The organism is Paenibacillus sp. 3LSP, from assembly GCF_032465655.1.
Classification (GTDB): Bacteria; Bacillota; Bacilli; order Paenibacillales; family Paenibacillaceae; genus Fontibacillus; species Fontibacillus barengoltzii.
In genome coordinates this window covers 1-13876 of record NZ_JAWDJI010000148.1, presented here as the reverse complement: position 1 = coordinate 13876, position 13876 = coordinate 1, and the positions used below count along the sequence as shown (strand labels likewise).

At 49.8% G+C, this 13876-nt stretch carries 11 protein-coding genes and 2 pseudogenes; 10 read left to right on the top strand and 3 right to left on the bottom strand.

Annotated features, from left to right (window positions below):
• The 7 genes and pseudogenes from RW092_RS12500 to RW092_RS12470 form a co-directional block, all read left to right on the top strand.
• A pseudogene (locus RW092_RS12500) lies at positions 1-475 on the top strand (hypothetical protein); the annotation flags it as partial.
• Positions 476-798: 323 nt separating this feature from the next.
• Positions 799-1338, top strand: coding sequence for a hypothetical protein (locus tag RW092_RS12495; protein ID WP_316010350.1), 540 nt, complete (start codon positions 799-801; stop codon positions 1336-1338).
• A 112-nt stretch (positions 1339-1450) separates the two neighbouring features.
• Positions 1451-1837: pseudogene (locus RW092_RS12490) on the top strand (manganese catalase family protein); the annotation flags it as partial.
• Between the two features lie 42 nt (positions 1838-1879).
• Positions 1880-2077, top strand: a complete 198-nt coding sequence (locus tag RW092_RS12485) for a hypothetical protein (protein WP_036625379.1) — start codon at positions 1880-1882, stop codon at positions 2075-2077.
• A 353-nt stretch (positions 2078-2430) separates the two neighbouring features.
• On the top strand, positions 2431-3402 hold the full coding sequence (locus RW092_RS12480; protein ID WP_127576006.1) for a quinone oxidoreductase family protein: 972 nt from the start codon (positions 2431-2433) through the stop codon (positions 3400-3402).
• 268 nt (positions 3403-3670) lie between these two features.
• Positions 3671-4750, top strand: a complete 1080-nt coding sequence (locus RW092_RS12475) for an AI-2E family transporter (protein ID WP_028538242.1) — start codon at positions 3671-3673, stop codon at positions 4748-4750.
• 73 nt (positions 4751-4823) lie between these two features.
• Complete coding sequence (locus RW092_RS12470) at positions 4824-5372, top strand: CueP family metal-binding protein (RefSeq protein WP_085170200.1); 549 nt, start codon at positions 4824-4826, stop codon at positions 5370-5372.
• Between the two features lie 61 nt (positions 5373-5433).
• Here the strand turns inward: RW092_RS12470 and RW092_RS12465 are convergent, their stop codons facing one another.
• A complete protein-coding gene (locus RW092_RS12465) occupies positions 5434-6177 on the bottom strand; it encodes a sulfite exporter TauE/SafE family protein (RefSeq protein ID WP_316010351.1) in 744 nt (247 codons plus the stop codon).
• A gap of 26 nt (positions 6178-6203) precedes the next feature.
• Positions 6204-7688 carry a carboxylesterase/lipase family protein gene (locus RW092_RS12460; protein WP_316010349.1) on the bottom strand — a complete coding sequence of 495 codons (1485 nt, stop codon included), beginning with the start codon at positions 7686-7688 and terminating at the stop codon, positions 6204-6206.
• A gap of 124 nt (positions 7689-7812) precedes the next feature.
• Here RW092_RS12460 and RW092_RS12455 point away from each other — a divergent pair, with 124 nt between their 5' ends.
• A complete protein-coding gene (locus RW092_RS12455) occupies positions 7813-8718 on the top strand; it encodes a LysR family transcriptional regulator (protein WP_316010348.1) in 906 nt (301 codons plus the stop codon).
• A gap of 159 nt (positions 8719-8877) precedes the next feature.
• Complete coding sequence (locus tag RW092_RS12450; RefSeq protein ID WP_316010347.1) at positions 8878-10101, top strand: alpha-L-fucosidase; 1224 nt, start codon at positions 8878-8880, stop codon at positions 10099-10101.
• Positions 10102-10315: 214 nt separating this feature from the next.
• Here RW092_RS12450 and hcp read toward each other — a convergent pair whose 3' ends face one another.
• Entirely contained in the window at positions 10316-12010 is a 1695-nt protein-coding gene (gene hcp, locus RW092_RS12445; protein WP_085279228.1) for a hydroxylamine reductase, read from the bottom strand.
• Positions 12011-12700: 690 nt separating this feature from the next.
• On the opposite strand from hcp, the gene RW092_RS12440 reads away from it, so the two are divergent.
• Positions 12701-13783, top strand: a complete 1083-nt coding sequence (locus RW092_RS12440; protein ID WP_016312874.1) for an FAD:protein FMN transferase — start codon at positions 12701-12703, stop codon at positions 13781-13783.
• Positions 13784-13876 lie beyond the last annotated feature (93 nt).

Sequence of the window (13876 nt, the reverse complement as noted above, 5' to 3'; positions counted from 1 at the left end):
GTTTGATGCGCCCTTTTTTCGTGACTCCGCGCTCAACAGGCACGGGAAATTTCCAATTCGATTAAATCAACAGCTTGACATCATACCGCTGGACTTTATTTGGTTAGGAGGATTATACCATCTATTTGATAAGATGTCTCATTATCAGTATAATACAAACAAATGTTCTTATTCGGGAGGCATCAACTTGCTTTCAGACCTAGAACGAAAGTTACTTCGAATCCTATATAACTACTCAACGCAACGACACCATATGCCGACGATGGTGGAATTAGAAATCAAAACAGGAAGGAGCAAGCAAGACATTTATGCGGGCCTTCGTGTCTTGGTAGAGCAGAGATACATCTTTTGGCCGGATAATCCGCATTTGGACACGTTATCCTTGAGGCATGGGATAGGGACCAGCCACAACAGCATCCTAAAATCACGACCACAACAACCGGCAGCAATATCGATTACTGGACGAGTGTTTTGAAAAGCAGGTTAGGGGCAGGGCTATGGGAGCCGAAGGGAGCATAGGAAGGCTCGGCCGGAGTTGGATGTGCAAGAGATCGAGCAGATTGAACGGGTTATTGCAGAGGATTTTCGGTAGCGTCGGTGGATCACGCTGCGCGTCTGGGGAGAGTATGACAATATCATTGTGAGTGGCGGAGTGGAGGAAAAATAAATTGACCACGGCACCTGGGGAGTGGAAGTGGATTAAAGTCGGTGATATTTTATCAGCTGAATTGACCGGTCGATCGTAGCTTGGTCGGTCCTTTTTTGTTAATATCTAGGTAAAAAGTTAGAGGTGATTAGGTGAACACAAAGGGAATTTATGCACTAATATTTATATTATTTTTACTGTTGTCAGGATGTAACAGTGGAAATGCCGGTGGAATAACTATCAGTGATATTAGCATACATAAAATCGGCGATACGAAATCGAAGGTCTCTTATGGTATGAGTAGATCTGAGGCCGAGAAGGTGCTGGGGACCGGGGAAAAGGGAGCTTTTGGGTACGAGTACAAGTCAGGTGTGACCATTATGTACCGTGATAATAAAGTGGTAGGTTTAGTCTTAAACAAGGATTCTGCATACGAGCATTCAAGCCTTAAAATTGGAATGCTGAAGGACGAATTAAAGAAAATATATGGAAATAATTTTTTTCTTGAGACCCCTTTGAATTTGGATTATGCGTACGATTCAATCAACAAAACCTATTTGAACGAGTCTTCTCCAGCTATATCACAAGAAGAGGCAGAAAAGGTCTATGTAGTTTCTGTCATGTTTGATGAAAATGGTTATGCTAACAGGATCATGCTACTGGATCGAAGGATGGCAATTTATTTGAATTGATAAAACCCTAGAGTTCAATCCTGATAACCACGTATATAGCCATATCCCTGTGGTCAATGGGTTATTTATCTTCTTTATTAAACGATTAATCCAAAAACGATAACTAATGTGTACAGAAGAGTTCGCCCATCTCGAAATGATCGCAACGATGGTCTATAAGTTGACCAAAGATGCGACACCAGAGCAGCTGAAGGCGGCGGGATTAGACCCGTATTATGTAAACCACGATAAGGCGCTGTTTTATGAGAACGCGGCAGGAGTACCGTGGACGGCGACGTACATCCAGGCCAAAGGCGATCCCATCGCCGACCTGTACGAGGACATTGCGGCCGAAGAGAAAGCGCGGGCTACATACCAGTGGCTCATCGACATGACCGACGACGTGGATATCCAAGACAGCCTGAAGTTCCTGCGTGAGCGGGAGATCGTGCACAGCCTGCGGTTCCGCGAGGCCGTGGAAATTCTGAAAGAGGATCGGGAGCATAAGAAAATCTTCTAGTTTCGGAAATGAACTTATTTTATCGTTGAAGGGGATTAGATGATGGCCAAAAACAAACGTGGAAAATCACTTTGGAATTTACCTTCGCGCGGTCGCGGCACTTGTCCGGTGTGTGGAAGCACGCGGATTAAGCTGTTATACGTCAAAAACACCAGCTCAGGGCAACAGCTGAAAGTTTGCAAGAAGTGCTCGAATGCCTCGCAGGCCAGAATTGATGCAGCCGGCCAGCAGGCAGGTTGAAGTGAAGAAGGAGCAGGGAATGAAATCGGAGAAGGGCGGCTATGTCGCTCTTCTCTTTTTGTATTACATTATCACTCATTATGGAAATACTAATATCTAACCCGCAGATGAGCAGCTGAAACTAAGGATCTGTTAGCAGATCCGTGGTTTATTTAGAAGGTGGATGGTTTATACCGCTTTTTAACGAAATTTTTAAAAAAATGAGCCCAAACGATGGTTTGAGAAGTTTTGTGCTATAACAAACTAGCAAGTATAATTATGGCGAAAGGTTTCTTACTTAATAACAGTCGATGTATAAAAGTAAGATATAAACTGTTTATAAGTTGACTATATAAAAGAAAGGAACATGCCGGATGAAAGCAGCAATCATTCATGCAAAAGGGCAATCCCCGGTTTATGGTGAATTTGACACCCCAGTAGCGACCGATGGTAAGGTATTAGTTCATGTGAAGGCTTCAGCGTTAAGTAATTTGAGCAGAGCTCTCTCAGAAGGGAACCACTACAGTGCAGATGCCGTTTATCCTAAGGTTGCAGGTGCCGAAGGGGTTGGAATTACGGCTGATGGTCAACGTGTTTATTTCTTATTGCCAGAAGCTCCATATGGTGCACTGGCCGAGCAGACCCTTGTTCGACCAGATTACATGGTGAAGATCCCCGATACAGTCGATGATATTACAGCAGCTGCCATTCCGAATCCAGCCATGTCAAGTTGGGTCGCCTTGAATGACCGTGCCCATTTACAACCGAATGAAACGGTTTTGATTAACGGTGCTACAGGCACTGCGGGGCGGCTTGCTGTTCAAATTGCGAAGCATCTTGGTGCCAAGAAAGTTATTGCAACGGGTCGAAATGAACGAGAACTTCAAGAGCTACATGCTTTAGGCGCTGATGTCGTTGTCCCATTTCAGTTGGATGGCACGGAGGGCGTTCAGAAGTTTGAAAAGGCATTAGAGGAACAGTTTGCTGAAGGTATCGATGTGATTATCGACTATTTGTGGGGAGAAAGCGCTAGATCCATTATCATGACCGTTTATAAGTGTATCCCTAAGGGGCATATCGTACGTTTTGTGAATGTTGGCGCGTCTAGTGGCCAAGAGAATATTGATTTGCCAAGCTCAGTGCTTCGTTCATCAGCTGTCCAAATACTGGGTAGTGGTCTGGGTAGCGTAATCATGCCTAAGTTTTTTGAGGCAATTCGAAATGTTTATGAAATAGTTAAGACAGCAAATCTACAGGTTAATACAAAAGTTGTACCACTTTCATCGGTTGAAAGTGTTTGGGGTGACTCTTCTGGTAAACCGCGTGTTGTGTTTACCATCAATTAAGCTAATCCGGCATTTCGATTTCAGAGATAGGAGAAGACGGCTAGGACCGCTCTTCTCCTATTTTAGATAGCGGAACTTTTTAGTCGAAATCCCCCCATTTTATCTTCTTGTTCACATCATAACGTTTATCGCTAACATGAACGTAAAGCTCTCCCAACCTCGATCGATCGGGGGTTCATTCCAACGAATTTTATTTTTGATCTGAAAACCAATAATATAGAATAGAGAACTTTTTCACAACGAATTATACAAAGATAGGTGATGATGAATGAATTTGTTGGAAAGGTGGACACGTGGAGCAAAGTTCGTTTTAATTCTGCTGGCCATCGTGTATGTATTCTCCCTCGTGAGGCCGTTTTTCCGTCCAATGGAGGCTGTGATCGGGGCCCTGATGATTCCGATCTTGCTGTCCGGATTCTTTTACTATTTGCTTCGCCCTCTGGTTCAGTATATGGAGAAACATAAGATCCGTCGGTCTTTGGCGATCTTGATTCTTTATGTCGTCTTGGCGATCTTGGCGATGGCCTTTATCGCGGTGGTCTGGCCGATGTTGCAAGCCCAATTGATTAATTTAGTACAAAACATCCCTCAGTTTATCAGCTTGCTTGAGGAGCGATTGCAGGAATGGGGAGATCTGCCGTTCCTAGCGTCCATTCTTCCTTCTGACTCCGGATTAGCCGCTGATTTTTCGAAGTATTTGAGCCAGGGGATCACCTTTTTAACCAATTACTTGAGCAGTTTCTTCTCTTTCCTGTCCCAGTTTGCGATTGTGATGTTTACGTTCCCGATCCTGCTCTACTACATGCTGAAGGAAGGGCATCGCTTCAAACGCAGTCTGGTCAAGCTCTCGCCCATTCGCTATCGGAAAGAAGTGTATCGCGCTGCGACTGAAATGGATAAGGCGTTAAATGATTATATTATCGGCCGGGTGATCGTCAATGCCGCTTTGGGTGTGCTGATGTTTATAGGCTTCTTGATCATCGGGCTGCCGTATGCGTTGTTATTGACGACGATTGCGGTGATTATGAATTTTATCCCTCTGTTTGGAGCGATTATCTCGGCGATCCCCATTGTTATTATCGGCCTCATTGAGTCGCCGTCTACCGGCATTTGGGCGTTGGTGATCATTTTGGTGGCGCAGCAGATTCAGGATAATGTGATCTCCCCCTACGTGTTCGGTAAAAAGCTGGACATCCACCCAGTGACAACGATTTTGCTCGTGTTGGGTAGCGGTAATTGGTTTGGAATCATTGGAATGTTGATCGTCATTCCGGTGTATATGCTGTTGAAAATTGCCTGGAGGCGGATTTACAAGCTGTTCCTCCGATCACAATGGGAAACATTGTGAAGATTATGCTATAATTGGATTGTTCAAAAAGGAACAAGCAATTGAATACGAGAGAACGAAAGGGTGCCGATAAATGAAACGCAATACCATCTTGGCAGCGGCCGGGGTCATTGTGCTTGCCGCGTTGGGAAGCTATTTTCTCCTCACGGGTCAAGCCGATAAGCAAACGGAATCGAACGCTATAGACGCCCAGATCATCAAGCAGATGGTTCATGATTACAGCATAGGGAAACTCAGCGCGAAGTCCGCTTCGATTACGTCCAGCCATTTGATCGTAGACGGGGATAAGGGAGACTCGAAGACGTATGAACTGCCGAAGGACGAATTTTTCGTCTCGATCGCGCCTTACGAGAATCAGACCCATCCTTGCGAGATCCATAGCTTGACCGGATGCCGCGGTGAGATGAGCGAGCAAGAGTTTCAAGTCACTGTCACCGATGCAAAGGGGAATACCGTGGTGGACCAGAAGATGACGTCCCAAGCAAACGGATTTATCGACTTGTGGCTGCCACGTGATCAAACGTACCGCATTCAGGTCAGTCATGCGGGTAAAACCGCGGAATCGGAAATCTCTACGTTTGATGGAGATCAAACGTGCATTACGACACTGCAGCTTAGCTAATTTAATCCAAAAACGAAGGACCCTCATCAGAGGGTCCTTCGTTTCTTTGGGGATCGACGGTCTACAGCAAGAGAATGGCACCGCCCAGCATCGGAGTGAGCACCATGCACGTTTTGAGCCAAGCCGCAGGTACGCGCTTCGTGAACGTGGCGCCAATATACGCGCCGCTCATCGTACCGATGACAACGGCGGCGAGCAAGTGCATATCCAAGTAACCGATGGTAAAGTAACCGGCCCCTCCGGCGAGGGCAATCGGCATGATGACCAGCATCGTTGTACCGGCGGCATATCGCATGGACATTCCAAGGAGCAACATCAGCCCCAGTTGGATGAAAGGGGTCGACCCGATGCCGAACAGCCCTGATAAAGCGCCGGTCAGGAAGCCAACGAGCGGTGCATTCACCCAGAACCGCCAGCCTTGGACGGGGGAGGCGGCGTTCATGCTCTCGGGCGTCTGCGGTCGCCGGGAGACATAGGCCATGCGAAACCATAGGGCGAATCCGGAAGCAAACAGCATGCCGGAGGTCAAGTATCCCAGCTGATCTTCGGGAATCAGGGAGGACCAACCGGAGCTGATCCACGCACCCGCTGCACCGGTTAAGCCGACGACCACCCCGGGCCGCAGCTTCATATTCCCTTCCCGGTAATGGCTGATCGAACCGGAGAAGGATGAGAAGAACATGGCCGCGAGTGCAGTCCCTAGCGCTGTATGAATCGGGTAACCGAACACAACGGTTAGAATTGAAATAATAAATCCCGATCCGCCGGCGCCTACGAAGCCAAGGAGCAGGCCAAGCGCCAACATGACCAAGGCAACTTCGAGCAGCGGAATCAAGGCATCCTCCAAACCGGGTGAGGAACGCAGATCCCCGCAGGAGCCGGCAAGTCCTGATGCACAGAACTTACGAGGTCCAGCACCATAATGGCATGATTTGCTCCGTAGACTGGCCACGCGGGTAAAAGTTCCGTATTCGGGTCACCATTGCGGATAAAAGCACACCAAGCCGCCCTCATCCCGCGGGCAAGTCCATTCATTTCAGCTGTCACCAAATACGGATCGTCGGAGGGGAGCGCAGGGATGGAGCCGGGGTCACCTGCGGCTAAGGCCGTTTGGATTAGGCTTCCTTCAAACCCGTGGATCGCTCCCAGTCTTCCGCCGCACCGAAGCCGGTACATCCATACGGGCGCTCCCGCTGAAGCTACCGCTTCCGCGAACTGCATGGCCCCTATGGCGTACAGGTGCTCGGTTAACGTTCGATTCCATGCAGCTTCTGGTGTCATCAATGTCTGGTAGTGCTGATAAGCCATCCATGCCACTTCCGCATTGATTCCAAATAATCTCTCCAGCGTCTCCCGGTCCGGAGATCTTAGCAACGGATCATTATGGATAAAGATCGCTGCCTCATCCTCGTTGGACCCGATCAAGAGCGGCGGCAGCCCCTCACTACCTTCAAGGCTCGCCAGCGGATCCATAGGGATCATGAACCCATCGGCCACTGGGCCAAACATATGCAGACCGCGCGAGGTATCGAAGCCAACCGCCGATTGGGCTTCAATTAGTTTCTCTGCGGGAAGCTCGAACAATCGGTGCGCATCTGCCGGTGATATGTTTAGCTGCTCCAGTAGTCTTCGTGTTGTTATGTTAGCCGTCTTGCGATCGCGTATCGCTTGCGTGGCTCCGCTTTGGGCGATGGCTCGGTGAAACAGGCTGCGCGCCTTGGGCATGACGTACAGCGAAGCCACGCATTTGGCGCCAGCGGAGTTCCCGATCACCGTGACGCGCGACGGGTCGCCGCCAAAAGCGGCGATATTGTGCTGAACCCACCGCAGGGCAGCGACAATATCAAGCATGCCATTATTGCCCGAGCTCGCGTATTCTTCGCCCAGTAACTCACTTAACTCCAAGAAACCCAATGCCCCCAGCCGATAGTTGATCGATACATAGACGATCCCTTCCTCCGACGCGTATTTGGAACCGTCACAATCCGCGCCGGTTCCCGATACGAATCCGCCGCCGTGAATATAGACCATTACGGGCTTCAGCTCATCGCCGAAGTCCTCCGGCATCCATACGTTCAGAACCAAGCAATCTTCGGACTGCGTTAGCTCCGCTAGAAGGCCTTCCTGAGCAGGATTCTGAGGGGCAGCATGACCATACCGATCACATCGCCGTACGCCTTGCCAGGGAAGCGGGGGAGCCGGCGGCTTGAATCTTCGTGATCCTCCCGTTGGAGCGGCATAAGGAATGCCACGGAAAACGTAGGCGCCATCTAGCTTAACGCCCTCAACCTTGCCTGATAACGTCTGTACAATCAAGGGGATTCTCTCCTGTCCTGTCGTTGTTGTGACTATTATAGCTTGCTTATGTTGATGAACCATAATATATATTTGTTTATAAAGATCATAACTGATTGGTTATGAAGCAGGAGGCCAGATCGGAGTGGAGTTGTTGCAGCTGAAGTATTTTCAGACAGTGGCTCGTTTGGAGCATATGACGAAAGCAGCCCAAAGCTTGCATATCTCGCAGCCGGCACTAAGTAAAATGATTGCATCCCTGGAAGCGGAGCTTGGGACCGAGTTGTTCCACCGGGAACGCAAGACAATCCGCTTAAACGAGCATGGCAGAAGGTTTCTTCAGCAGGTAGATCTTGCTTTGGACGCGCTCGAGGATGGGAAGCGCCAGCTGCAGGATGCCAGCGGACTCGCCTCTCCCGTTCTTACGCTGGACGTCCGGGTATCCTCGCATTTGCTGCCAGACTTGTTGGCGGATTTTCGCGCGGAATGTCCACAGGCTCAATTCAACTTGCTGCAGCATGTTTCCCCGCTGGACACTCGGACGAACTACGATTTATGCCTCTCGGACGGAGCGGAGTCCCCTCCGGGAGCCGCAACCGTCTCCTTGCTGGAAGAAGATATTCTGGTGGCTGTTCCGGTTGACCATCCGCTCGCTCAGCGGCAGCAGGTAAGCTTAAAAGAGCTTCGGGAGGAAGATTTCATCATGCTTCCTTCCGGCCAGTCGTTGCGGGAAACGACGGATGCCTTCTGCCGGCTGGCCGGATTCAAGCCCCGGATTCGCTTCGAAAGCGACGATCCGGCCACCGTACGCGGACTCATTCGTGCGGGACAAGGCGTGGCTTTCCTGCCCGCCCTTACTTGGGCCGGATCCACTGGTACGGGGGTCCGCTTGCTCAGACTCGAAGAAAGCTGGTGTAAGCGAACCATTTCCTTGTCCTGGCCGAAGGATCGCTATATGAAGCAAATCGCGGCCCGATTCCGTGATTTTACCATTCGATATTTCGCGAGGTTGGCGGAAGCTGGGAGAGCTGGGACACATTACACTCCATAATGGAGTTCATTTAAGAACTTTTTTACTCGAACGAAATGCCACTGGAAAGGAATTGTTCTGATGAATCTAAACGAAATTTTTAATATCAGGCCCTCGAGCAGGCAGCTTTCTTGGCAAAAGTTAGAGTTTTACGGGTTTATTCACTTTGGGATGAACACGATGACCGGCAGAGAGTGGGGGACGGGTCATGAAGATCCGGTGCTGTTTAACCCGAAGCAGCTCGACGCCACGGAATGGGTGGCCATCTTAAAACAAGCCGGCATGAAAGCCGTCATACTGACCTGCAAACATCATGACGGCTTCTGCCTCTGGCCCAGCCGATACACGAAGCATACGGTCGCAGCCAGCCCGTGGAAAGGCGGCAAGGGGGATGTGGTTCGCGAAGTTTCGGACGCTTGCCAGAAGGCCGGGCTGAAATTCGGAGTATACCTGTCGCCTTGGGATCGGACCGAAGCCAGCTACGGGGAAGGAGCCGCGTATGACGATTTTTACGTGAATCAACTGACGGAGCTGCTTACTCAATATGGCGAGATTAGCTGCGTGTGGCTGGACGGCGCCAACGGAGAAGGCCCCTCCGGCAAGCGGCAGCAGTACGATTGGGACCGTTACTATGAGACGATTCGCCGGCTGCAGCCGCAATGCGTGATCAGCGTATGCGGCCCGGATATCCGCTGGGTTGGCAACGAGGCAGGGCATACGCGGCGGGAAGAATGGAGCGTTGTACCTCGGGCTTTGCAAGATGCGGAGAAAACGGCGGAAAAATCGCAACAAACCGATGACCCGTCCTTCGCTCGTTCGATCAACTCGATGGAAGAGGATCTGGGCAGCAGGCGGGCGATTGCTCGGTATGGCGGAGAATGGGTGTGGTATCCGGCTGAAGTGAACACGTCCATCCGTCCGGGGTGGTTCTACCATGCCGAAGAGGACGGGCAGGTGCGGAGCGACCGTGAACTGTTCGACATCTACTTGAAATCCGTTGGCGGTAATGCCATGTTCCTGCTTAACATCCCGCCTAACCGGGATGGGGTGATCGCAGCGCCGGATCGTGAAGTTCTGGCCAAGCTGGGACGCCGAATCCAGGAATTAAATGATCCAAGGCTGAACGAAGGGGCCGTATGGATAGGATCGAGTGCCGCTTCCCAGGAGGAGGCGGCCGAAGCTCTTGCCGAGGCCACACCGGATCGCGCTTGGAGACCGTCTGCGTCGGATGCTGAGCCTTGGGTACAAATCGTTTTACCGGAGGCGAGGGCATTTAACGCGGTTATTTTACAGGAACAGATTGAACAAGGACAGCGGGTAGAGAGGCGTTTGAGCTGTGGGCATCGGAACTTACCGAGGATAAGTCCAACGAGGAAACTGCACTTCTCGGTGAATGGCGTTTGATTGGAGAAGGTTCGATAATCGGTTACAAGAAGATTGTCATCCTTCCGGTTACGACAGCCCGGAGGGTGAAGGTTGTTTTTAAACAGTATCGTGAGTATCCGACTTTGGCGGCAATCCAACTCTCATTATTAAGCGAGTAACGATATAGTGACTGGAATCGAAAGGACCCCCTCATTCACATCACGTGATAGGGGGTCCTTTCGATTTGCACACGTTACGCCAAAGCTCCAAGAAACATGGCCATATCTTCCTCTACATTCGTAATGCCCCCGATGCCAAACTTGTCGATCAGGACCTTCGCTACGTTGGGGGACAGGAAGGCCGGCAAAGTAGGGCCGAGGTGAATGTTCTTGACACCGAGATGGAGCAGAGCGAGCAGGACGATGACGGCTTTTTGTTCATACCAGGCAACATTGTACGATATCGGCAGCTCGTTGATATCCTCAAGACCGAACAATTCCTTTAGTTTCAGTGCAATGACGGCGAGTGAATAGGAATCATTACATTGACCCGCATCAAGGACGCGGGGTATCCCGCCAATATCCCCCAGGTCCAGCTTATTGTATTTGTACTTGGCACAACCGGCGGTCAGGATCACGGTATCCCGAGGAAGTGCCTTAGCAAACTCGGTGTAGTAGTTCCGCGATTTCATTCGTCCGTCACACCCCGCCATAACAAAAAACCGTTTGATCGCACCGCTCTTCACTGCCTGAACGATCTGATCCGCCAAACGAGTCACAGTATGATGGGCAAAGCCGCCGACAATATGCCCGCTTTCGAGCTCGGTTGGCGGCGGACAATTTTGGGCATGCGCGATGAGTGCTGAGAAGTCCTTTGGCTTCCCGTCCTTGCCATCCGGAATATGACGTGCTCCAGGATAACCGGTGTTCCCCGTTGTGTAAAGTCGATCCCGGTAACTATCCTTTGGCGGCACGATACAGTTGGTCGTCATGAGAATCGGACCGTTAAAGGCTTCGAATTCCCTCGTTTGCTGCCACCAGGCATTGCCGTAGTTGCCGACGAAATGGCTGTATTTTTTGAATGCCGGATAGTAGTGGGCTGGGAGCATCTCACTGTGAGTGTATACGTCCACGCCGGTGCCTTCCGTTTGGAGCAGCAGCTCTTCTAAATCCTTCAAATCATGACCACTGATCAATATACCTGGGCGATTCCGTACACCGAGATTGACCTGGGTTACTTCCGGATGACCATAGGTGCTTGTATTGGCTCGATCCAACAAGGACATGGCTTCGACGCCATATTTGCCCGCTTCCAGGACCAAGGCGACAAGATTATCGGTTGTTAAGGTATCGTCCAAGGTTGCAGCCAGCGCCTGGCGCATAAAGTGATGAATCCTTCCGTCGGTATAACCCAATTGATAGGCATGGTAGGTGTAAGCGGCCATCCCCTTAAGTCCGTAGGTTAATAGTTCACGTAAGGAACGAATATCTTCGTTGGCGGTAGAGAGGACCCCGACCTGTTGGGCTTTACCTGCGAACTGGCTTTCATCTCTAGGCTCCCAGAGCGCGGCATCGGGTAAGACAGCCTCATCGTCAGAGTGCTTCTTCATCCAGTAGCTTCTAACAATATCTCGCAAGGCAAGAGCCTCCCGGATATGGCTCACGAAATAGTTGCGATCAAAATTAGCGTTCGTTATTGTCGCAAACAAGGAGTTCATGGTAAATACGGATAGCTGCCGGTCAAGCGGCTCCGGCAGGTCGCTGTCTAAGGCAAGGAATGACGCCCCCTTGAGGACATAGACCAACAAATCCTGCAGATTCGCAACCTCCTCAGACTTTCCGCAAACACCTGTGATGGTGCAGCCCGTTCCACCCGCGGTCTCTTGGCATTGGTAACAGAACATGGACGGCTCGTGACGCGTATCGGTTGGGATTTGACTTTGGTTCATCGAGAAACCTCCTTGATTGATTTCGAAGACAGGAGGTGCTGAAGATTGTGTTGATTTTCACGTAGTTAGATTTGAGACACTGCACCTCCGTTTCTGCCAGAAGCATATCGCTCGATCGGCAGCGATTGAGTGACTGGGATCACAGTCATTTCCACAAAATAGCAAACAAATAACAGAATCTCTTTACCTAGGAAAAATATGCTATAATCCAATTCATAATAGATAAGGGGGGATATGGAAATTGGTAAAAAAGATCATGAAATCAATCCTTTGGGGACTATTGGGTATAGCGATCTTAGGTATTGTGATCGGGTTTGCCACAGACCATTTTACGTTGGCTTACCGAATTATGTTGGTGTTGTTCCTCGTTTTCAGCGGATGGGGTACCTTCTACTATGTAAAAAATCATGAGCGGCAGTATTTAGACGATTATCGGCGGTATAACCGTTCATACGATAACATCACTCGAGAAGATGACTTATTAAGATAAACGAATTTCGGATCAACTTCGGTTTGAGGCTTGATCATTGTGGGAGCGAGATCTATCTCGCTTCTTTTTGCATTTAGGTTCGTGTTCCTCTTTGCAGTACTCAAGTCACCGTGATGTTCTTCCTAGACGAAGTGTGATGAAAATTATACAATACGGGAAGTTAACCACGAGCTGCGTGAACTTTCAAATGAGGTGAAACGATGCAACGAACACAGAAATGGCGCAAACGGGCTGTACTTTTCGGCTTGACGGCAATGCTGACGATCCTCTTATCCGGGTGCGGAGGCGAGGCGAATCCGAAGGACAAAACGGCGGCCGCAGAGCCGACCTCAAGACAATATTATATTTTTGATACGGTGGTTAACATCAAATTGTATGAGGACCCGAAGGGCGAAGAGCATTTGGATCATATCGATGCGATGTTGAAAACGTTGGACGAGGAGCTTAGCCGGACTTTGGAGACAAGCCAGCTCTACAAAGTGAATCAGGAGGCAGGCGTAGAGGCGGTTGAAGTATCCGAAGATACGATAGAGGTATTAAAACGCTCGCTGAATTATGCCAAGGAGACGGATGGGCTGTTTGACCCAACCGTTGGCGGATTGGTTGATCTGTGGGATATTGGACATGAAGATGCCCATGTTCCGGCTCCGGAGGACTTGCAGCGGGAGCTTAGCTTGGTTGGTTATCAAAATGTGGTGATGGACGAAACCAAGCGAACGATTTTTCTGAAAACACCGGGGATGATTCTGGATCTCGGCGGCATCGGGAAAGGGTATGCGGCAGACAAAATCGCAGCTTATCTTCGTGAAGAAGGCGTAAAGAGCGCATTAGTTGACCTTGGCGGCAGCAGTATCATCGTGGTTGGAAGCAAGCCGAACGGTGACGACTGGATCGTTGGACTGCAGGATCCTGACAGCTCGCGCGGGACGACGATGGGGACTATTCGCTTAAATGATCAGGTGATTAATACCTCGGGAGTCTATGAGCGGTATTTTGTTGAGGACGGGGTGATGTATCACCATATTCTTGACCCCAGAACTGGCGCGCCGGCGCAAAACGAGCTGAAGAGCGTAACCATCTTAACGGATAATGCGACGGATGCCGATGCGCTATCTACTGTGGTTTTTGTGATGGGCTTGGAGAAAGGGATGGAGTTTGTTGAAAATTATAATGAGGTAACGGAAGCCTTGTTCATCACGAAGGACGACAAAATTTATGTCACATCGGGACTTAAGGATCAGTTTAAAGTGACCAACGAGCTGTATACGCTGATCCAAGAATAGTGAACTCTGGACGTTCAAGCGATTGGACGTCTTTCTTGACATTATAGAATTTATAAAATTTCGGGGTGGGAGAGGCCTTCCGCCTCGTTTTTG

Bases quoted from the DNA above. Each gene is read 5' to 3' on its own strand.
- hcp (WP_085279228.1), bottom strand. From the start codon at position 12,010: ATGAACCAAAGTCAAATCCCAACCGATACGCGTCACGAGCCGTCCATG.
- RW092_RS12450 (WP_316010347.1), top strand. From the start codon at position 8,878: ATGACCGGCAGAGAGTGGGGGACGGGTCATGAAGATCCGGTGCTGTTT.
- RW092_RS12470 (WP_085170200.1), top strand. From the start codon at position 4,824: ATGAAACGCAATACCATCTTGGCAGCGGCCGGGGTCATTGTGCTTGCC.
- RW092_RS12485 (WP_036625379.1), top strand. From the start codon at position 1,880: ATGGCCAAAAACAAACGTGGAAAATCACTTTGGAATTTACCTTCGCGC.
- RW092_RS12480 (WP_127576006.1), top strand. From the start codon at position 2,431: ATGAAAGCAGCAATCATTCATGCAAAAGGGCAATCCCCGGTTTATGGT.
- RW092_RS12465 (WP_316010351.1), bottom strand. From the start codon at position 6,177: ATGTTGGCGCTTGGCCTGCTCCTTGGCTTCGTAGGCGCCGGCGGATCG.
- RW092_RS12475 (WP_028538242.1), top strand. From the start codon at position 3,671: ATGAATTTGTTGGAAAGGTGGACACGTGGAGCAAAGTTCGTTTTAATT.
- RW092_RS12440 (WP_016312874.1), top strand. From the start codon at position 12,701: ATGCAACGAACACAGAAATGGCGCAAACGGGCTGTACTTTTCGGCTTG.